The organism is Bradyrhizobium sp. WD16, from assembly GCF_024181725.1.
Taxonomy (GTDB): domain Bacteria; phylum Pseudomonadota; class Alphaproteobacteria; order Rhizobiales; family Xanthobacteraceae; genus Bradyrhizobium_A.
The window spans coordinates 5,324,676-5,344,723 of the sequence record NZ_CP028908.1; the positions used below are offsets into that span (position 1 = coordinate 5,324,676).

Sequence of the window (20,048 nt, forward strand, 5' to 3'; positions counted from 1 at the left end):
CTTGTGCGATGCGATCCGGTCGATTCCGGCTCCTGTCCTCCACGGATCCCGGGTTGGTGCCCGGGCCGTAACCGGGAAGTTGCGGCAGCGCGCGACATTCGCCTTTCGAGCCCTGCCGCGCGCTTTGCCGTGCTGGAAGTCAAGATCGGCACCCCCTCCGTCATCCATGCGGCGCTGCTGCCGCGCCTGATCGGCGCCGGCCGGGCGTGCTCGAGCGTTGTCCCGCGAATTGGATACTGGTTCGCGCGAAGAAAACGCGTCAAAACAGAAAGCTAGTGCGGCTTATGTCTCGCAATTGCCTACAGGGGCTTGCCGCGAAGGGCATAGGCAATTGCGAGACGCCACACTAGTGTCCCTTTGGTTCTAACGTTCGTGTAAGTGCTCGCGGCAAAGAGATACGAACGTTAGAACCGGGACACTAGTGCGGCAATGGGACGAACTGCCGCTGTCCGACTGCGTCCGCAACACCATCGCCGTCTTCGGCGACGCTTTCGTCACGGGCGAGCCGCAGCAGCGGATGCAGGCTTTTCTGGACTGCAGGCTCGCGCCGCCTTCGGCATAGCCGGGCCTCTCGACTTATTATAGCCCGCCCGTTCGACATGGCATGCCCTTGGCCGGCTCCCCGCCGCCGTGATACTCTCGCCGCAATCATATTATTCGTGTCATCCCACATGATGCGCGGATGGTGCTCCGCTCGAAAGGATCCCTATGTCACAATCAGGTCATCGACGACGTGTCGTGGTCACCGGCCTCGGCGCTGTGTCACCGCTCGGCTGCGGTGCGCCTGCAGGGTGGTCGCGGCTGCTCGGCGGCCGCTCCGGCCTGCGGCTGCTGGCGCCGGCGCAGGCCGGCGACCTGCCGCCGATGGTGGTCGGCCAAGTCCCCGACCTCGCCGAAGACGCCGAGGCCGGCTTCGATCCCGACCGTGCGGCGCCGCGCAAGGAGCTGCGCAAGATGGATCGCTTCATCCAGTTCGCGCTTCTTGCCGCCGACGAGGCCATCGCCCAGGCCGGCTGGCAGCCGAAGACCACACAAGAACAGGAGCGAACGGCGACCATCATCGCCTCCGGCATCGGCGGCTTCCCGGTCATCGTCGAGGCGGTGCGCACCGTCGACACCCGCGGCACCCGTCGCCTGTCGCCCTTCACAGTGCCGGCCTTCCTCGTCAACCTCGCCGCCGGCCAGATCTCGATCCGGCACGGCTTCAAAGGGCCGCTCGGCGCGCCGGTCACGGCCTGTGCCGCCGGCGTCCAGGCGATCGGCGACGCCGCCCGACTGATCCGCGCCGGCGAAGCCGATGTCGCGATCTGCGGCGGCGCCGAGGCGTGCATCGACCGCGTCAGCCTTGGCGCTTTCGCCGCAGCCCGCGCCCTGTCGACCGGCTTCGCCGCCGAGCCGACGCGCGCCTCGCGACCATTTGACAGCGACCGCGACGGCTTCGTCATGGGCGAAGGCGCCGGCGTCTTCGTCATCGAAGCGCTCGATCATGCGCAGGCACGCGGCGCCAAGCCCATTGCGGAGGTCGTGGGCTACGGCACCACCGCCGATGCCTATCATCTCACCGCCGGACCGGAGGACGGCGACGGCGCCGGCCGTGCCATGACCATCGCGCTGCAACAAGCGGGCCTGTCACCCGGGGATATTCAGCACCTCAACGCCCATGCGACATCGACGCAGGTCGGCGACCTCGGCGAAATCGCCGCGATCCGCAGGGTGTTCGGCGCCGACGGCGGCGTGGCCGTGAGTTCGACCAAATCGGCCACCGGCCACCTGCTCGGCGCAGCGGGCGGCATCGAGGCTGTGTTCTCGGTGCTGGCGCTGCGCGACCAGATCGCGCCGGCAACTCTCAACCTGGACAATCCCGATCCAGCCGCCGACGGAATCGATCTCATCCGAGGCGAAGCACGCCGGATTCGCATCGAACACGTGCTGTCGAACGGCTTCGGATTCGGCGGCGTCAACGCCAGCGTCATCTTCCGCGCGATCTGACAAGCCGCAAGAACTGCGCGGCCGCTCAGCCGGCGGCCACCGCCATGGCCCACACGAAGTCAGTCAGATGATGCAGCGCCTGATCGATGCCGATCAGCCACCAGAAGCCGCTCCGCTCGGGACCGAGCTTGAGGCGCATTACACTCAGGCCCTTGGCCCGGTCGATGAGAAAATGCAGGACAAAATCGATCGGCCCGAGAAACCACAACCGAGGCACGAGCAGGGCGAAAAGAGCGGTGGCGATCATGCCGTGGATCAGGCAATGCACGGTGAGCGGCAGCAGCCATCCTTCGCGCGAATCCTTGCCGCGCGCCATCCAGGCGTTCTGCAGCAGAAAGTCGGCGACCACATGCTTGGTGGTCAGAATTAGCATCCAGGTCACCAGCGGGGCAACCGCGACCGATGCCGACCATTGGGGAAAGATCATCAAACCTCAAACCTCCGAACGTCGCGGCCACCTGGCCAGGAGTGGTGGCGAATCAAACGCAGCCATGGACGCCTGCCCGCCGAAACGAAGCTGCGCAAAAAACAAAATCACGATGCCGCACGGGCAGCTCTCTCACGAATGACCGCGATCTCGAGCCGGATCGCGTCGCCAGTCCTGTCCGTTGCAGCGATCTGGCGCAGGCGCGCCAGATCGGCGGACAGTCCTGGCACAACGATATCCCCGTCGAACACCGGTTTGGCGAGCTTGTTGATGATGAGCAGCCAATTGCGCAGCGCACGCCCGTAGCCATCACCGTGACCACGCAGCAGCACGGCACTCTCGATCACTTCGCGTGTGGCCTCCGGTTGTTTCGTCAGCGATCTATCAACCATATGTAACCAGCGCTCGACAAGCGCCTTCTCCTCGCCGTAGCGCACCGACATCGGCCGCAGCCGCCGCAAGAGGCTCAAACAGTAAGCCGCGACACGACCGCGCCGGGTTCGACCCGTCAGAACGATTTCTAGTGTGACATCCGTCCATCCTACAACCTCAAGGGCGCCGAGCAGCGAGCCCGCGACGCTCTCGGGCAGGAGCCCGGCAATTTCGCGCAGGCTTGGCCGCACCACCCCACCGGCTGGCAGACCCGCCGCAGCGGGCGTGCCGGGTCCGGACAGCACTTGCTGGGCGTGCCAGATCAGGTCGTCATAGGCCATGCGGTCGCCAAGAAGCCGGGCGATGGCCTCAAGCATCGGAGCATCGACCCCGTTGCGGTGCACGAAGCGCCCCAGCCGGCTCATATAGAGCCGAGCATAGTCCGCGTTCTGGTACTCCGTAAGGCGGCGGACGTTCTCGACCGCGATGCTTTCGATGCCGGTAGGCAGCCCCTCCGGCACGGCCGGCGCACGCCGGTCGTCGTCCCCTAGAATATAGGCTGCGAGAAGGCTGACGAAGCGCCGCTGCTGCATGCGCGCCTACACCTTGGCGGACGCTGCGGAATCGGCCTCCCGGGCATCGAGCCTTGCCTCCATGCGTCCGAGATTTTCGAACAGGCGCGCGCTCACCAAGCGCAGGAAATAGAAGCCGAAGGAGGGATTCTGGACGTAAAGCTCCTCGACCTGGCGATACGAGACGCTGAGGACGACACCGTCCGACAGACACTCGAGGGTCTGGGTGCGGGTGTTGGAGGGCGACAGCATACCCATCTCCCCGGTGATGATGCCGGTGGGCAGGTCCAGCCCCATTTCGACCAGACGGAAGCGACCACTGACGATGTAGAACATCTCCTCGGCCTTTTCGTCCTTGTAGAACAGCACATCGCCCGCCTTGCAGGGGCGCTCGGTCATGAACGGCTTCAGCCAGTTCATCGAAAGATCGCTATTCACCGACTTCTTCACGTCCCGCACCAGTTGCAGCATCTGGTGCAGCCGGTAGACATTGAGCGGCAGCAGCACGCCGTGCAGCAGAGCCGTCGCATAGGCATGGGTCGGCAGCGCATAGGCGAGGATCACCACATTGGTGAGAATGCCGAAGATGCGCAGCGGAATCATCGTCCGCATGGTGTAGGTCGCCACCACGAAGATCGAGGTGAACAGACTTGCGGCGTTATGGGCGGCGTCTGTGAATTCCATGGCGATCAACCCGGGTCTGGCGCCGGGCCGGCTCCTGTTGCCCGGCCGTCGGCGCAGTGGCGCCGACGAGACCGCCGGCGCGGCAAATATAGCCCCTGGTTCTCCTGCCCCGCCAGCTTTCCGATCCCGGGACAAGGCGGCGTTGACGCCACTCGGCCAGCCGGGCATCAATAGCACAAGGCTCCGCAGCATCCCCTCCGGGAAAGCCCAGCGGCGAGGACCCATTTGCCGGACCCATCCAGGCCCTCCGTGATCCAGCGTCCAATGGCCGAAAACCGCGGCGCGATCCGCGGGCTGCCGGGCCGCGCGACCCATCTCGCCCTGGCGCTCGGCATCGCCGCCCTGCTGGTCCTCACCATCGAGCCAATCTATGCCCGCGGCCGGATCTGGATCGAGGGCATCCTATGGTGTTGCCTGGCTGTCTTCGCCTGGGAATGGATCGCCCATCTCACCTCGGCGCCCACTGTCCGCAGGAAACTGCGATACCTCGCCTCCCCCGGCGGACTGATCGACACCGCCTCGGCCCTCGCGGTGCCGAGCGCCCTCAGCTTCGGCGTGTCGCCGAAATCGGCCTGGCTGTTCGGCGCAGTCTGGCTGCTCAAGCTGGCGCCCGAAATGAGCGGGCTGCGCCAGTTGCGGCGAGTGATCGTGCGGGAAGCCGGACCGCTCGCCAGCGTTCTCGCCATCTTCCTGCTGGTGCTCCTGGTCGCCTCGATGCTGGTCTATCTCGCCGAACGCGACGAGCAACCGGATGTATTCGGCAGCGTACCGGCGGCGCTGTGGTGGGCGGTCACCACCCTCACCACGACCGGTTACGGCGACGTGGTACCGCATACCCCGTTCGGCCGCCTGATCGCCTCAGCCGTGATGATCTGCGGCGTCGGCATCTTCGGCCTGTGGACCGGCATTCTCGCCACCGGCTTTGCCGCCGAACAGCGCCGGCAGAACTTCGTCAAGACCTGGGAGTATGTCCGCCGCGTGCCGTTCTTCAGCAAGCTCGGGCCCGCCGCCATCACCGACGTCACCCAGATGCTGCGCCGGCTCGACCTGCCGCCGCGTGTCACAATCATCCGCAAGGGAACGGCCGGCGACTGCATGTATTTCATCGCCTCGGGCGGCGTCGACGTCGAACTGCCGGACAAGCGGGTTGCGCTCGGCGAAGGTGACTTCTTCGGCGAAATGGCGCTGCTTGGCGCCAATATCCGCAACGCCAATGTCGTGACGCGACAGCTCTCCACCCTCCTCGTGCTCGACCTCGTCGAATTCCGCCTCTTGATGGCCCGCCATCCGGAACTCGCCGAGGCGATCGACAGCGAGGCGACGCGACGCAGGCACGAGAACGCCACGGTCACGACGACCTGACGACCCTCGACGCCTGCAAGCCTGGAGACTGCCGATGACGCCGACACCATGACCTTTGCCGCCGTGGCGGCGGCTGGCGCAGCCTTCGCCGCCTGCTTCACGCCCGACGCAGTCCATTACGACTACATCCTGGGGCCCCATCGCCGCCGGGACGAAATCGCCCATCTGCGGTCGACATGTTCCGCCGCGATACCGGCGACGACTACCGCTGGGAAATGTTCGATCCGGTCTCCGACGGAACGACGGGCAACGCCTGGTCGCTGTCAAGTTTCACCTCGCTGGTGCCGCAATTCGCCGGACGCTTCGTCGCGATCGACGGTATCACCCGATTCACCCTGCGCGACGGGCTGATCGCCTAGTGCGGTGGATCTTGATGTTCAACCGTGAACACCGTCGTGCCCTTGTCGTTCCGCCCCTGAATGTCTCGCAACGGCCTCTCGGACGTCGTCTATTTTTTCCTCTATCGTAACCCGATGTTGCGAAGATCCCCGCCTGATTGCAACCTAATTCACTTGCGACAACATCTCGACCGCAGCGTCTTGGCGCAATACGCTCCGCAGGCCTTGAGTTAGGCGCCCCCGACCCTTTCCTGAAACGCATCACGCCACCAACGGGACCATGCATGATCGACCTGCATTATTGGCCGACGCCCAACGGCTGGAAGATCACCATCATGCTGGAGGAATGCGCGCTGCCCTACAACGTGGTGCCGGTCGCGATCGGCCGCGGCGAGCAGTTCACGCCGCAGTTCCTCGCGCTCAGTCCCAATGGCCGTATGCCGGCCCTCGTCGATCATGATCCGCCCGGCGGCGACGGGCCGGTGTCGGTGTTCGAGAGCGGCGCCATCCTGATCTATCTCGCCGAGAAGACCGGCCGTTTCATGCCGGCCGACCTCAAGGGGCGGATGGCGGCGACGCAATGGCTGATGTGGCAGATGGCCGGGCTCGGCCCGACGCTCGGCCAGCACGGCCATTTCCTGCTCTACGCCGACGTCAAGATTCCCTACGCCATCGACCGCTACGGCCGCGAGACCCGCCGCCTCTACGGCGTGCTCGATGCCCAGCTGAAAGAGACCGGCGATTGCATCGCCGGCGCCTATTCAATCGCCGACATGGCCTGCTTTCCCTGGATCATGACCCACAAGGCGCAAGGGCTGAGCCTCGACGATTATCCGAGCGTCAAACGCTGGTACGCTGCGCTGCGCGGCCGCGAGGCGCTGCAGCGCGGCCTTGCGGTCGGCAAGAGCTGGCGGGCGCCACGGATGGACGACGAAGCCAAGCGCGTGCTGTTCGGCCGGACGGCTCCAGCCGGCGGTTGAGCCGCACCGCACGACGATCGACGCAAAAAATGAGAAATGGGGGACACGCCGTGGAATTCTTTTTCGACTGTTCGAGCCCTTGGACCTACCTCGCCTTCCACAACATTCAGCCGCTCGCCGCGGAATTCGGCGAACCCATCGAATGGCGTCCGATCCTGGTCGGCGGCATCTTCAACGCCGTCAATCCCAGCGTCTATGCCGCGCGGGAAAACCCGGTGCCCGCCAAGCAGCACTACAGCGCCAAGGACCTGCAGGACTGGGCGCGCGTCGCTGGCCTGCGCATCAAGATGCCGCCGACGGTGTTTCCCGTGAGCAGCGTCAAGGCGATGCGCGGCTGCATCCTGCTCGCGCCGCAGGGCCGGCTGGTTGATTTCGCGACCGCGGTGTTCGAGGCCTATTGGGGCGAGGATCTCGACATCTCGCAGGACGCGGTGCTGGCCGATATCTGCGACCGGGTCGAAGTCGACCGCGACGCCTTCTTCGCCGGGATCGCGACGCCGGCGATCAAGACCGCGCTGAAGGCCAACACCGACGAAGTGATCCGGCGCGGCGGCTTCGGTTCGCCGACGATCTTTCTCGGGGAGGACGACATGTATTTCGGCAACGACCGCCTGCCCCTGATCCGGGATGCGCTGCAGCGGCGCAAGCCGCGCGAGCGCGGGGGGGCGAGCTAGATCCAACTCAGTTGATCGGCCGCTCCCGCCCCTCCCAATAGGGCTCGCGCAGCTGCCGCCGCGGATCTTGCCGGTGGCATTGCGCGGCATCATGGCGCCGAGCATCAGTTCGAAAAAGTGATCGCTATTCTTGCCGTAACAGGCGATGCGCGCCGATGACCGTCGCACCATGGCGCGGGTGCCGGCCCGCTTCGGTCCAAAGGACCGTCCCAGCGCCGGGATCCGGCGAACTGCTCAGTGCCCGCGTTCAGACCGGCTGAAATTGCTCAGATGGCCCTCGCGGGCCGCCTGCGCCCGCGCCGCCTTGATGATCTTGCCGCTCCTGGCCGGCGGCGCCACCCGGGACATCAGCCGCTCCATGCGCCGGCTGCCGCAGGCCGGGCAAGCCGGCCTGTCGGACATCCCGACCAGCAATTCGACATCCTTGTCGCATTTCGCACAATGAAAACTGTAGAGCGGCATTGCCGGGTCTCCCGTTCGCCTAGTGTGGTGTCTCGCAATTGCCTATGCCCTTTGCGGCAAGCCCCTGTAGGCAATTGCGAGACATAAGCCACACTAGCTTTTTGATTTTGCTAGTGTCCCGATGTCTCCGAATTACCGTGCGAGGGTCAGGCAAACGAAGCGGTAATTCGGAGACGGGACACTAGCCACCGCCGCGGCAAAGCCGGCTATCTGGCCGTCCTCCGTCCCGCTGATCGCAGCAACCGGCAGCGTCCGGCGGCGGATAATCCAGGTGGACTTTTCCGATGCCAATGCAGTTGCAGATTTCGGGCCAAGCCGGCCGCTCGTCCACGGCACAGTCCGCTCCAGGCCGGAGGTGCTGCGAGGACAACCGTGCCGTCGGCCTGTGCCGCAAGCGCGGCGCCGGTGCTTTGCCGATCCGGAGCCTCCACTGCAATTGGGGTTTGCGCAACCGAAACTCGACCACGAACTGTATTCAAATTGTCCCACGACCTTGGATTGATTTCCGTGCGCATATGTCCAAACTATGGCGCGGCAGATGTTGGATGGAGGCCGCGATTATCTCGGATTAAGCGCTCGCCTCTTGCAACTACAAGCCATCGCAGCTGCAATCCTAATGGGGGGGCACATGGCAAGTTGGACAGGAACTAATGGTAACGACCTGATCGACTGGAGCACGCATCCGCTTGACGGAAATGGCGAACGGCGGGGCTGGTAACGACAGGGTCACAGGCGGAAATGCTGCCGACATCCTGCTCGGCGGCGACGGCGTTGACACACTGGTCGGTAACGGCGGCAGCGACAACCTCATTGGCGGGGCCGGCAACGACGTCCTCGACGGTGGTGCAGGAATCGACATCTTGCGCGGTAATCAAGGTAACGACGAATATCAGACTCGGATCGGTAATGCCGGCATCGACACCGTCGCCGATGATCTCAGCGCCGCGAATGCCGCCGGCTTCGGCGGCGGCACGGCGGATTATATCCATGTTCTAGACAGCACGGGCTCGACCCTGATGTTGTTCCAGAACGGGAATGATTTGTTGGTCACCAACGCGACCGATGTCGCCGATGGATCGATCGATAGCGGCGCGGCAATCCACAATTTCTTCTTGGGGGGCAATAACGTCGTGGAATTCGCTATCGGAAGCGACGGCAACGGTTATGACCTGACGTCGCTGCTTGCGACTTCGGTGGTGGCATCAGCAGCCCAATCGAGATCCACCGTGGAGGTGCTCGCCCCCGTTTGGTTCGACGGCCACGAAGTCCAACAATTGCAGGCGAGCCCATTCCAGCACGCGGATTTTCTAATCTAGCCGCGCGTTCTTGGCCGATCACGTCCGTCGTTCACCAATCCAGAGACGGCGAGCAGATGTCCCAATTTGACCAGCGACTAGCCGGACAGGCTCCTGGCCGCCGCCTGCTTCTCCGCCCGCCGTCCTTCAGCTCTTCACCGCGCCGGCAGTGAGGCCCGACACCATGTAGCGCTTGAACGCGTAATAGATCACGACCGGCGGCAGCGAATAGATCAGCCCCGTCGTCATCAAGAGCTCCCATGGCGAATCGTCGGCGGCGAGGAAATTGCCCAGGGCGACGCCCAGCGTGATGTCGGTATCGCGCGACAGCAGCAGGAAGGCGTAGAGATACTCGTTCCAGGCCAGCAGCAGGGCGTAGGTGCCGACCGCGACCAACGAAGGCACCATCAGTGGCAGATAGACCAGGCGGAACAGCTGCAAGGGCGAGGCGCCATCCATGATCGCCGCCTCGTCGAGCTCGTACGGCAGCTTGTCAGAGGCCTGCTTGAGCACCCAGATGGCGTAGGGCGACGCCAGCGTCACCATGGCGAAGACCAGCGACCATTGATTGTTGAGCAGTCCGTAATTGCCCATGGTGCGGTACATCGGCACGGCGAGGAACGCGGCGGGAATGAAATAGGTGAACAGCGCCAGGTTCATCACCCAGTGACTGCCGCGCACCTTGAGCCGGCTGATGGCGAAGGCCGCGCAGGTGGCAATGAACAGCGTGAGCGCCCCGGTCGCCACCGCGATCACCAGCGAATTCCAGAATTGCAGCCAGAAGTGATGGAGATAGAAATGCTTCTGGCCGAAGACGATGGCGAAATTGGCCAGCGTCGGCTGCTCGGGCCACAGCGCGCCTGACATGGCGCTATCCTTGGCCGAAAAGGCGAACAGCATCATGTGGTAAATCGGCGCCAACGTCCACAACAGCAGCGGAATGCCGATGAGAAGCAGTTTGGCCTCGGTCGTGACGGCACGCCAGGTCTTTCGGAGAGCAATCGCGTTCATCGGGCCAGCCGTTTCATCATGAAATAGATCAGCGGAATCACCAGCGGCATGGCGCAGACCACCGCGGCCACCGACATCTCGACCTGGTCGAGCCGCAAGTAGCGCAGGCCGAGGGTGGCGAGCACATGGGTGAGATCGGCAGGTCCGCCGCCGGTCAGCAGATAGACGCTGTTGAAATCGCCAAGCGACCATAGCGTCGAGAGGATCAGGCAAGTCAACCACAACGTCTGCAACGACGGCCAGGTGACGAAGCGGAACTTCTGGAAGCTGGTGGCACCATCGACATCCGCCGCCTCATAGAGGTCGTTCGGGATCGCGAGGCGACCGGCGACCAGGATCAGAGTCCAGAACGGCAGGGACTTCCAGATGTGGACGACCATGGCAAGCGCGAGCGCCAGCGTCGGATTGTTGAGCCAGTTCGGACCGTCATCGCCAGTCAATGCGAAGATGGCGTGATTGATGACGCCCCATTCCGGATTGAGCATGAAGCGGATCGACAGGATGGTGGTGATCGACGGCACCGCCCAAGGCAGGATGAAAATCACCGCGAGGATACGAATCCACCAGCGGTCCTTGACGAAGAAGTCGCACAGGAACAGCGCCACCACCATCTTCAGGGTGATGCCGACCCCGAGGAAGATCAGGGTGTTGATCACCGTGCGCAGGAAGATCGGATCAGCGGCCAGCTTGACGTAACTGTCCGGGTGGCGCGCGAGCCACAGGCCGTAGCCCACCGGATAGAGCACGAAGACGGCAAACAAGACGACATAGGGCACGAGCATCAAGAGCCCGAGCCGTTCGGCGGGCGAAATGCGCGCGGGTCCCGTGACCGCCTCGAGCGCCCTCACCTCGCCGGTCGATGCCAGAACGGACATCGCTGTTACTCCGCTAGCTTGCGCCCGCTAACGTGCGCTTGGGGACCGGTCGGGCGGGACGGCGTGCCATCCCGCCCGCGCCGCATCATTGCGTGATCGCCTTGATGCGCGCGATCAGCTCGTCCACGGCCTTGTCGACCGGCACCTTCTCATTCACGACCCGGTTCATGGCCACCGCCCAGACGTTCTCGTTGTTGGCAACGGTGAACTTGTAGTTCTTGGTGAATTCGAAGGTCACCGTGCCGGCCTTGAACTGATTGTAGACCGTGCGGCGATGCGGGTCAGCCTGCCAGAACTTGCTCTCCTGGCCGGACTTCGTCACCGGGAACCAGCGTCCGAGGGAGCCCTCCACATAGGGCGTCAGATTCTCGTCCTGCAGCAGGAAGGTAACGAACTGCTTGGCGAGCGCCTTGTGCCTGGCATCGGCGAACACCACGCCGGTCTTCACCGCGGCACGATAGACCATCTTGGAGCCGTCCGGCTTGTCGGGGAATGCGGCGGTCGCGATGTTCTCCTCGTAGTTCTTCTTCGCCTGCGCCCGCTGCTCCGGCGTAAGCGCCTCGTTGTTCATGTCGTCCATCCACTTGCCCGCGATGGAGATGGTCGCGTTGTGGGTCATCACAATCGAGCGGTTATGGAAGGCGACGTTGTTGTCCGGATCCTTCCAGCTGGTGGCCGACGGCGGGTTGCAGCCCTTCTGCGCCGGCATGACGTAGCTGGCGAGAGCCTTGATAAGCCCGTCCTTGACCTTCGGATCATCGACCAGGAGCTTGCCGTCATCGTCGACCAGCTTGACGTTGTAGGCGTCCATGAAGGTCAGGAAGGAATAGAAGGAGTCGGTGGAGTCGACTCCCATGGGCGCGCCGATGCCGTAGACGCGCTGGCCTGTGGCCTTGCGCACCGCGGGCTGCACCTTCTCGCACCAGAAATTCCAGTAGTCGTCCCACTTGGTGGGAATGTCGGCCTCCTTGACGCCGGCCTTCTCCAGCATGTCCTTCCAATACTGGATATGCATCGTCTGCTGCTTCAGCGGAAACGCGTAATAGGCGCGTTTGTTGGTCTTGCCGTTGAGCAGATAGGTCGTCTCCAGCGTGTTGGGCGCGAACTTGTCCTTTATCGGGGTGAGGATATCCGAGAGATCATCGAGCTTGCCGTCGAAGGCCCATTTGCCGTCGACCTGGAAATCATAGGTGTCGGCATAGGCGACGTCGGGCGGCGTTCCGGAATCGAGCGCGGCGACGGTCTTCGGAATCATGTCCTGGACGGGATATTGCGACAGCTCGACCTTGTTGCCGGTCTTGGCTTCGAAGGCCTTGATGGCGGCATTCAGGGCGTCGTCCTCGGCCTTGTAGAATCCTTTGACCCACCAGACGGTCAAAGTCTCGGCCGACGCCGGCACCGCCGTCGCCATCAGCGCCGCGGTGACCCCCGCCGCGACGACCGTCTTCAATCCTGGTGTCCTCATGATCGTCTCCCTTGGGCGCAGCCCTGTTGGCGGGCTGTCTTGCGAAGTGAAATCGTCGTGGTGAGAATTGTCGTGTGAGATGAGGGTAATCGCCGCGGACCATCGCTCGATGAAGACCGACCCGCGGTGGGCGGCCGCGATGACGCGCATGGACCGGGCGCCGCTGTGGCCCGGCACTGTCCTCCTCCCGGTTCGAGAATTTCCAGCTTCGATGCCGTGTTGCTTGAACCTGTCTTACAGGTTGATAGTATGGTTGTCGAGTAGATTTCCCCAAGAGGAAACGACAGGGTGGAACCGATCAAGGCGGTGAGCCTCGTGGACCAGGTGGTGGCCCGTTTGCGCGAGCACATCATAGCAAACGGGCTCGGTGCCGGCGACTACCTGCCCAGCGCGCAGGAACTCGGCACCGTGTTCGGCGTCAGCCGCGGCGTCGTGCGCGAAGCGCTGACCCAGCTCGAAGCCGTCGGCATCATCGACATCGCCAACGGCCGACGCCCGATGGTGCATCGCCTCGAGCCGAGCGCCATGGCGCGCGCCTTCGATCACGGCCTCGCCATCGGCCAGGTCTCGTTCCGGAATATCGGCACTTTCCGCCGCACCGTCGAATGCCAGGCCGCGGCGCTCGCCGCCATCGAACGCAACGACGATCACCTGCGGCGTCTTGACACGGCGGCTGCCGGGCTGCGTGTCAGCCTGGAAAATCCGCGCAGCTTTCTCGCCAAGGATTTCGAACTGCACGCGGTCATCGCCGAGGCAACAGGCAACCCGCTCTACGCCATGACCACCGAGGCCCTGACCATGACGATCAAAAGCATGATCTTCGACGGGCTTTGCTCGATCGCCTCGCTGGCCGAATGGCAGCAGATTCTCGCCACGCACGAAGGCATTGTCCAGGCGATCCGCGACCGCGATCCCGACGCCGCGCGGGCGATGATGACGCGACACTTCGATGAGGCGCTGAACCGCTCAGCACTGTACTAGTCTAGCGCTCATGGCGCTTAAGCGCCACCGCCGGGCTGTTGCTAGAGAACGTACGTCCTCCGGCTGGATCGTTCCAAAATCAGGATGATCCATTCCATCCCCGCAATCTTTACGGTTGTCGCAAGCCTCGTCATTCTTCATCAGACAGTAAATGGTGTCCAGGACGACCCGATGACGGAAGCGGAAGCTGCCAAGGGACACTTCGGTTCCGTAATTCCCACGGCCTGGCTCCGGTCTGCTGTCGATTCCGACCATGGTCCACCAATTCAACGGATCATCAATCGACAGCGGTAAGGCACTTGCCGTTGTCCGAGCGATGGGGATGAAATCGCATGTTCAACTATCTGCGGCGGGTGAAGGCATTCTTTCTCGACGAGGAGAGCAGATCGAAAGTCTCTACGTTCGCTTTGTGTTTTGGCGCCATCCTTTTCGACGGTGTCGATACCAGTTCGATCAGCGTTGCCGGCCCCGCCATTGCCAAGAGTCTCGGTCTCCCGCCGGAATCCCTCACGTCCGCATTCGTGATGACCAGCGTGGGCGCGGTCATCGGCTATTTGTTGTCGGGCCATTTCGTCAACTTGTGGGGTGCGCGACGCGTCCTGATCGGCAGCGTAATCAGCTTCGGGCTGGGCTCGCTTGCGACCACGCTGGCGCTGTCGTTGCCGCAGCTCTCGGCATTGCGCTTCGTGACGGCGGTTGGGCTCGGGATTTGCGTACCCGCAGCCATTTCGATGGCCATCGACCAGTCAACGTCGCGGCTTCGCGAAGCGGCCACCACCATCGTGATGAGCGGACTTGGGTTCGGGACGATGTTTGGCGGACTGGCCGGTGCGGCCACCATCGTCAAATATGGCTGGCAATCCATCTTTCTCGTCGGCGGCGTCTTGCCGCTGGCATTCGCTCTGGTGCTTGCCTTGTATCTGCCGCAGCCGCGTTCGACTGGCTTGCTCAGCGCGTCGGAGGAGTCGGCTCGTAACGATCGACCGAGCTATCTGGTGTCGATCAAGCTGCTTTTCGACGGTCCGCTCAAGGTCCCGACGATCTGTCTCTGGTCGTTTTCGTTTCTGGTGTTCGTCACCCTCTACGGGCTTGTGTTCTGGCTGCCGTCGCTGCTGATCGCGTTCGGCTTTTCGCTGGAGAACGCTCCGCTTGGCGTGTCGGCATTCGTCATGGGGGGAATGCCTGCCACCATCCTGCTGATCCCACTGTTGAGCCGGTTTCCGGCGCGAAAGGTGCTGACAATTGCGGCGTGTCTTGCCGCGGTCTGTATCGTGAGCCTCGGCTTTCACGCGGCGCTCTCGTTCGGGCTGTGGTTTGCCATTGCCGGTGTCGGCGGCGGATTGATCGCCTGCAGCGTCGGACAGTCCGCGCTGGCGGCTTCACTCTATCCGGAAGAGTCGCGGACAACGGGGATCGGCTTCTCCGCAGCGATGGGGCGGTTCGGCTCGATTCTTGGACCTGCGCTCGTCGGCCTGTTGTTCTCGCTTCATCTCGCGCCGGAAGTCATCATGATCTCGACGATCGTGCCGATCCTGCTGGCGACTCTGGCTCTGATCTTCTTCTGGACAGAGCACAGGCCAAGCCTCGTTCTGGCGCCCCAGAGCGATACCTGATGATCGGATCTCCTGCCCCGGCCCCGCTGTTTCCGGTTCGTCGCAGTCTCAAGATCGACGCATCGCGTCGCGCGCCACCCGGTGCGACGCCGGAGTGCGGGCGATAATCATCGAGAGAGCCTGTCGGGGCGCGACGCTCCGGCGTGCTCGGCTGGGAGGGCATCAGGGCCAGACGCAAACGTCAGCGCCTGCGGTGAACTTTCTCCACCCGCGAGCGCTGAGCGTTATGATGTGCCAAAGGCCATTCATGGCCTTTGGCGTTTTACGGAACGTCTCTAGTGTCCCGGTTCTAACGTTCGCATCTCTTTGCCGCGAGCACTTATACGAACGTTAGAACCAAAGGGACACTAGCAATGATCATGATTCTAGTGCGGTGGATCTGACGCTCGTATGAAGAGCTCGCTGCAATACTGATACGAGCGTCAGATCCACCGCGCTAGTGTCTCGGTTCTAACGTTCGTATCTCTTTGCAGCGAGCACTCATACGAATCCACCGCACTCGGGATACGCAGATGACACCCGTTGCTCAATCAGGCGGGAAGCCATCGTCAGACGATACATCCTGAAACCGTGATACGGCGGTCAAAATGCAGCGCTGCGCGCCCGATCTGGTAGGCCGGCCATCTCGGAAGACCGCGGCCGTTCGGATTTCCATTCTCCGCGAAGGCGGCAATCGCTCCGCGGTATCGCTGACTGAGTTCGCGAACTTCATTCCAGTTCGCACCTTCCAGCATGGGAGCGGCCTTCCACACATCGATATTCCCGAACAGGAATGGAAGATCGATGCAATGGCAGGCACCCATGTCCGGATTCGGCGACTGCCAGTCGAAGAAATATGTAAAGACATTGCGGCCCAGGTTGTACTGAGTGTCCGCGATGGCCAAGCTTTTTTTGACGAAGGTGGTGCCGGTATGCAGGTCGCCCAGAAGGGCCCGCGGCGTCGCCGGGACACGTTCCGCGCGAATTCTCGACAGGGCTGAAGCTGCGTCGTCGCCAACCTCCGACCGGAAAATGCTTTCGACTTCCTCGTCCGTCAATTTATCGAGCGCAGGATTGGAAACGGAGAACGCTGCATATTCCTCGCGCGTCGTGCCGATCACGATGTCGCACCAGCCGGCATTCCCCATGTCAAATGATTCGCTGGGATCACGGGGGATCAATGCATCATCCAGAACCGGCATGAACGGCGGAGTAATGCTTCCAGGCACCGCTGGTGGCCGCGTTTGAAGAATCCGCATCCGCTCGAAGATCTGATCGACAGGCATCGTGCGCAGCCGATCGGCCTCCTCCGGACCAAGCCCGAGGACATCGAGGAGCATGCCGGCGACCGGCCTGGCTTGATCGACCGTCCGTAACGCGATTCCGACCGGAGCGCTCATCATGACTGCGCGCTTGAAAAGTCCGCGCGCGGTGTCGATGCCGAGCAATGCCGCGATGCTGAAGGCGCCAGCCGATTGTCCGATGATCGTGATCCGATCCTGATCGCCGCCGAAACTGCTGATTGCTTCCTTGATCCAGCGCAGAGCGGCGATCTGATCGTGAAGACCGAGATTCAGTCCGCCGAAATCCGGACGCGGCCAAAAGCCAAGGATGCCAAGCCGATAGGTGATATTGACGACGACGAGGCCATTTTCCCTGGCCAGAACGCCGCCGTCATAGCAGGCCAGCGACCCGCCACCCGTCATGAAAGCTCCACCATGGATGAAGACCAGGACTGGCGCGCGATCACCCTTGTTGAAGCCGGTCCAGATATCGAGATGGAGGCAATCTTCGCTTTGCTCGGCCTCATAGGTGCCGAGAACTGAATCCAGGCGAGACGGGAGCTGCGGAGGGACCGGACCGGATGCAGTCGCGTCACGCACACCCTGCCATCGCGGCGCCGCACCTGGCATTTCGAAGCGTCGTGGGCCGACCGGAGCCTCGGCGTAGGGGACCCTGCGAAATGCCGCCACGCCGTCGGATCGCGCACCGCGCAACCCGCCGAAAGGCGTTTCCACATCAATATACTCTGATCGACTCATTCTCATCTCCAAAGACTCCCGCTCCACTGAACGAGGCTAGCGCTCGTATCAGTATTGCAGCGAGCTCTTCATACGAGCGTCAGATCCAAAACCGCACTAGAATCATGATCATTGCTAGTGTCCCTTTGGTTCTAACGTTCGTATAAATGCTCGCAGCAAAGAGATACGAACGTTAGAACCGGGACACTAGGCTTTTGGCGACGGCGCAACTAGCGCTCATAAAGCGGGAGATCACGTTCCAATTTTGAAACGAGCGTAAGCTCTTTTTTTTTGCGTTACGCCGATCCGCCAATGCGCGGCTCTTCCGCGCGCAGCTTCGCTGCGCGCGGAAGAGCAAAGTTGGAAATGGCGCCGCTGCTCAGCCGGAGTGGACGAACGCTGCTCTGTTTCAGGCTTTGGTCAAGCGGGGGGTGAGAGTCGTGACGGCAACAGTCGCTTGGGATTCCCGGGCGGGGCCAAAGCAATGCCGGATAGATCATCGAATTGGCGCCACTTCTCCTGCAGAAATCTCGCGAGGTCCGACATAAATAGCCTGCCGGCAACTGTTAGCGCCCGACGGGAAGGAAAAAGCGCGTATATCGTCACGGGTAGCGGCGACAAATTAGGAAGCGGCAAAACCAGGCTTCCATTCTCCAGATCGGCACGGCACATCGTTATCGGAAGTCGTGCTAAGCCCAGGCCGCGGAGCGCGGCTTGCCGAATGATGTTAAGATTGTTCGCGCAGAACCTGAGAGTGACATGAAGCTCTGCCATCTCACCATCTCGATCGATGATACGCCAGCGTGGCGTGAATCCATCCGCCGCCCAGCCGATGCCCCAGCAGGCATCGATGTCTGCCAGATTTGAGCACGCTCCGATTCGTTGCATGAAGCTTGGCGCCGCCACCAAGCAGTAAGGTGTTGTCGCCAGCTTTTGGCGTATCAGTCCAGAGTCCACCAGATCATCGCGTGCCGGGTGGATGGCCAGGTCGCAATGATCGATCTTTGGATCAAACGTTCCTTTCGGATGGTCCAGCGTCAAGCGAACGTCCGGGTAGGTCTCGGTAAATCTGATAGCGAATTCGGCAACCAGAATTTCAGAAAGAACCGCCGGACAGGAAATCCGCAAGCTACCTGAGGGTCGCTTTGAATGATCGTCAGCGAGCGCCTTGATCGCATCCAGTTCGTCCCTGATCTTTTGTCCACGCTCACAGACCAGCAGGCCGATTTCGGTCGCTGCGAAATTGCGGGGGCCGCGATTGATAAGATGCACACCGAGTCTGCTTTCGAGGTCGCCAATCCGGCGGCTCAAACGCGACTTCGGAATTCCCGTCTTGCGGCTGGCTGCCGAAAGACTTCCGGCTTCGACGACTTCCAGAAGAAGCGTCACGTCATCGACTGTTCCCATGGCCACTTTCTTGCAAAGCCGCTTCAATATTAGTCATTCGCCGACAATCACGACCGCATATCGAGACAGTCGCCCCGCCCGCCAAAAGCCGACCGGAGCGGGCGACGTGCCAACGAAGCGCCGGATATATCGTCAATTCCGCGACTGCCTTCGAACACACCCCAACCCCAACGAAAGCAATTTTCGTTCCATTTGTGGAACGGGAACGTGCCGATAGCCGGGCTATTTCCCGTCGACATGCCCCCTATGCTGTTTCGCATCTTAGGTACCTTTCTTGGGGGCTACAATGAGACGTCACTTGGGCGCCACAATATTGGCGGCGGCAATTTCACTTTGGGCTTTTGCCGGCCACGCGTCAGTCTACGACGCGGAGGGTCCGGCAAAGGCGAAGTCGTCCGACGCGGATCTGCCGAAGAAGGCGAAGCCGACAGTGCTCGGTGCCCCCGCGATCTTCTTCATCAACGACAACCGGCTGACCTACGCGTATCTGCCCCGCGGTCGGCAGAACACGATCATCGGCCCGATTGAAAAGCAGATCTTTGCGTTCTCCCATTTCGACGCCTGGGCCTATGGCACGAACAGCTTCAGTGTCCTGCTCGCCAAATCCGCCAAGAACGATCCGGCCGGCCCCTGCCCGTTTTCCGCGCAGGGCTGCGCGGGCGAAACCTACATCCGCGGCAGCCTTCGAAGCACGTTCGGCTTCAACGAGGTCTTCAACACCAAGACCTTTACGTGGGGAATCCTGCGCAACGTGTCCTTCGAGGTGGGCGTGGATGCTGATACGACAAATGCGTATATCGGGGCTTCCACCAGAGACCTGGTAGCCGGCGTGCAGTTCAGCTTCGATCTCCCCTACAAGGGCTTTGTGAACGTTGCGCCGCTCTATTATCAGGAGTGGAATCACAATTCCTTCCTGACGCCGAACTTCATCGGGGCCGGGTATACGGGCATTCCGGATGGCAACACGCGTTATCGTGGCACCTGGGCGCTCGAGGCGAACTACTACATGGATCTCGGCTTCTTGCCGGAGAACCTTCGGTATTTCGCGATCAGCGGTCGAGTGGGCGTTTACGGCCCAAAGGGCGACGGCTCCTATGGGCCATACACACTACCGCCAACGAGCAAGTCCACCACCGAAATCATCAGCGAGCCGATTCGTCTGACGTTCGACGTCAGCAAGGCGATTTGGGGAGCGCAATACTCCCACATTATCGACTACTGGGTGTCGTATCTGGTTCGCCTGAACCGGAATGGCAACGACGACTCCAATAGGGCCAACCGCACCTGCTTTACCGCGTCCGGTACCAATAACGGCAGTTGCTCGGAACGCTCCGTCTACACGGGCGTAACGCTCAAGTTCTAGGCCTCGCGTCCTGGCAGATGGTGACGCACGTGGCCTTGTGTCACCGTCTTTCGCTGCATGCTTGACACTACCGGTTATCCTCAGAGACGCTCTCAGCCTCATCGCCCGGCTTGGCCCGGACGAATTCCTCCCGCGGATCGCCAAGAAATCCAGCGGCGACACGCCGGCGCAATTCGCC

At 62.3% G+C, this 20,048-nt stretch carries 18 protein-coding genes; 9 read left to right on the top strand and 9 right to left on the bottom strand.

The window, feature by feature from the left end; translation table 11 throughout:
- Window positions 1-708 precede the first annotated feature (708 nt).
- A complete protein-coding gene (fabF, locus tag DB459_RS24650; protein WP_253709179.1) occupies window positions 709-1,989 on the top strand; it encodes a beta-ketoacyl-ACP synthase II in 1,281 nt (426 codons plus the stop codon).
- A gap of 25 nt (window positions 1,990-2,014) precedes the next feature.
- Here the strand turns inward: fabF and DB459_RS24655 are convergent, their stop codons facing one another.
- The 3 genes from DB459_RS24655 to DB459_RS24665 form a co-directional block, all read right to left on the bottom strand.
- The gene (locus DB459_RS24655; protein ID WP_253709182.1) at window positions 2,015-2,416 is read right to left on the bottom strand and encodes a DUF3307 domain-containing protein; all 402 of its coding nucleotides are present in this window, start codon (window positions 2,414-2,416) and stop codon (window positions 2,015-2,017) included.
- A 107-nt stretch (window positions 2,417-2,523) separates the two neighbouring features.
- Window positions 2,524-3,381, bottom strand: coding sequence for a DUF6537 domain-containing protein (locus tag DB459_RS24660; protein WP_253709184.1), 858 nt, complete (start codon window positions 3,379-3,381; stop codon window positions 2,524-2,526).
- A gap of 6 nt (window positions 3,382-3,387) precedes the next feature.
- Window positions 3,388-4,053: a Crp/Fnr family transcriptional regulator gene (locus DB459_RS24665; RefSeq protein ID WP_371926815.1), complete on the bottom strand. Its 666-nt coding sequence runs from the start codon at window positions 4,051-4,053 to the stop codon at window positions 3,388-3,390.
- A gap of 255 nt (window positions 4,054-4,308) precedes the next feature.
- Between DB459_RS24665 and DB459_RS24670 the strand changes: the two genes are divergently transcribed.
- From DB459_RS24670 to DB459_RS24685, 4 genes are all read left to right on the top strand, one after another.
- Window positions 4,309-5,406, top strand: coding sequence for a cyclic nucleotide-gated ion channel (locus DB459_RS24670; RefSeq protein WP_253709190.1), 1,098 nt, complete (start codon window positions 4,309-4,311; stop codon window positions 5,404-5,406).
- A 176-nt stretch (window positions 5,407-5,582) separates the two neighbouring features.
- Complete coding sequence (locus tag DB459_RS24675) at window positions 5,583-5,765, top strand: hypothetical protein (RefSeq protein ID WP_253709193.1); 183 nt, start codon at window positions 5,583-5,585, stop codon at window positions 5,763-5,765.
- 263 nt (window positions 5,766-6,028) lie between these two features.
- On the top strand, window positions 6,029-6,724 hold the full coding sequence (locus DB459_RS24680) for a glutathione S-transferase N-terminal domain-containing protein (protein WP_253709196.1): 696 nt from the start codon (window positions 6,029-6,031) through the stop codon (window positions 6,722-6,724).
- 50 nt (window positions 6,725-6,774) lie between these two features.
- Window positions 6,775-7,398 carry a 2-hydroxychromene-2-carboxylate isomerase gene (locus DB459_RS24685; RefSeq protein ID WP_253709200.1) on the top strand — a complete coding sequence of 208 codons (624 nt, stop codon included), beginning with the start codon at window positions 6,775-6,777 and terminating at the stop codon, window positions 7,396-7,398.
- 234 nt (window positions 7,399-7,632) lie between these two features.
- On the opposite strand, the gene DB459_RS24690 is transcribed toward DB459_RS24685, so the two are convergent.
- Window positions 7,633-7,860 (bottom strand): zinc ribbon domain-containing protein, encoded by a 228-nt coding sequence (locus tag DB459_RS24690; RefSeq protein ID WP_253709203.1) that lies wholly within the window; start codon window positions 7,858-7,860, stop codon window positions 7,633-7,635.
- A 695-nt stretch (window positions 7,861-8,555) separates the two neighbouring features.
- On the opposite strand from DB459_RS24690, the gene DB459_RS24695 reads away from it, so the two are divergent.
- Complete coding sequence (locus DB459_RS24695) at window positions 8,556-9,176, top strand: calcium-binding protein (RefSeq protein WP_253713690.1); 621 nt, start codon at window positions 8,556-8,558, stop codon at window positions 9,174-9,176.
- Window positions 9,177-9,302: 126 nt separating this feature from the next.
- On the opposite strand, the gene DB459_RS24700 is transcribed toward DB459_RS24695, so the two are convergent.
- The 3 genes from DB459_RS24700 to DB459_RS24710 all read right to left on the bottom strand — a co-directional run bounded on the left by DB459_RS24700 (window position 9,303) and on the right by DB459_RS24710 (window position 12,506).
- Window positions 9,303-10,166 (bottom strand): carbohydrate ABC transporter permease, encoded by an 864-nt coding sequence (locus tag DB459_RS24700; protein ID WP_253709206.1) that lies wholly within the window; start codon window positions 10,164-10,166, stop codon window positions 9,303-9,305.
- Window positions 10,163-11,041, bottom strand: a complete 879-nt coding sequence (locus DB459_RS24705; RefSeq protein ID WP_253709209.1) for a carbohydrate ABC transporter permease — start codon at window positions 11,039-11,041, stop codon at window positions 10,163-10,165. The genes DB459_RS24700 and DB459_RS24705 overlap by 4 nt, the downstream gene beginning before the upstream one ends.
- A gap of 85 nt (window positions 11,042-11,126) precedes the next feature.
- Window positions 11,127-12,506 (bottom strand): ABC transporter substrate-binding protein, encoded by a 1,380-nt coding sequence (locus DB459_RS24710; RefSeq protein ID WP_253709212.1) that lies wholly within the window; start codon window positions 12,504-12,506, stop codon window positions 11,127-11,129.
- 288 nt (window positions 12,507-12,794) lie between these two features.
- Here DB459_RS24710 and DB459_RS24715 point away from each other — a divergent pair, with 288 nt between their 5' ends.
- Window positions 12,795-13,487, top strand: a complete 693-nt coding sequence (locus DB459_RS24715) for a FadR/GntR family transcriptional regulator (protein ID WP_253709215.1) — start codon at window positions 12,795-12,797, stop codon at window positions 13,485-13,487.
- 332 nt (window positions 13,488-13,819) lie between these two features.
- On the top strand, window positions 13,820-15,100 hold the full coding sequence (locus tag DB459_RS24720; protein ID WP_253709218.1) for an MFS transporter: 1,281 nt from the start codon (window positions 13,820-13,822) through the stop codon (window positions 15,098-15,100).
- A 548-nt stretch (window positions 15,101-15,648) separates the two neighbouring features.
- On the opposite strand, the gene DB459_RS24725 is transcribed toward DB459_RS24720, so the two are convergent.
- Window positions 15,649-17,121: a carboxylesterase/lipase family protein gene (locus tag DB459_RS24725; protein WP_253709221.1), complete on the bottom strand. Its 1,473-nt coding sequence runs from the start codon at window positions 17,119-17,121 to the stop codon at window positions 15,649-15,651.
- A 399-nt stretch (window positions 17,122-17,520) separates the two neighbouring features.
- Window positions 17,521-18,507, bottom strand: coding sequence for a LysR substrate-binding domain-containing protein (locus DB459_RS24730; protein ID WP_253709224.1), 987 nt, complete (start codon window positions 18,505-18,507; stop codon window positions 17,521-17,523).
- A 298-nt stretch (window positions 18,508-18,805) separates the two neighbouring features.
- Between DB459_RS24730 and DB459_RS24735 the strand changes: the two genes are divergently transcribed.
- On the top strand, window positions 18,806-19,870 hold the full coding sequence (locus DB459_RS24735; protein ID WP_253709228.1) for a hypothetical protein: 1,065 nt from the start codon (window positions 18,806-18,808) through the stop codon (window positions 19,868-19,870).
- Window positions 19,871-20,048: the final 178 nt, after the last annotated feature.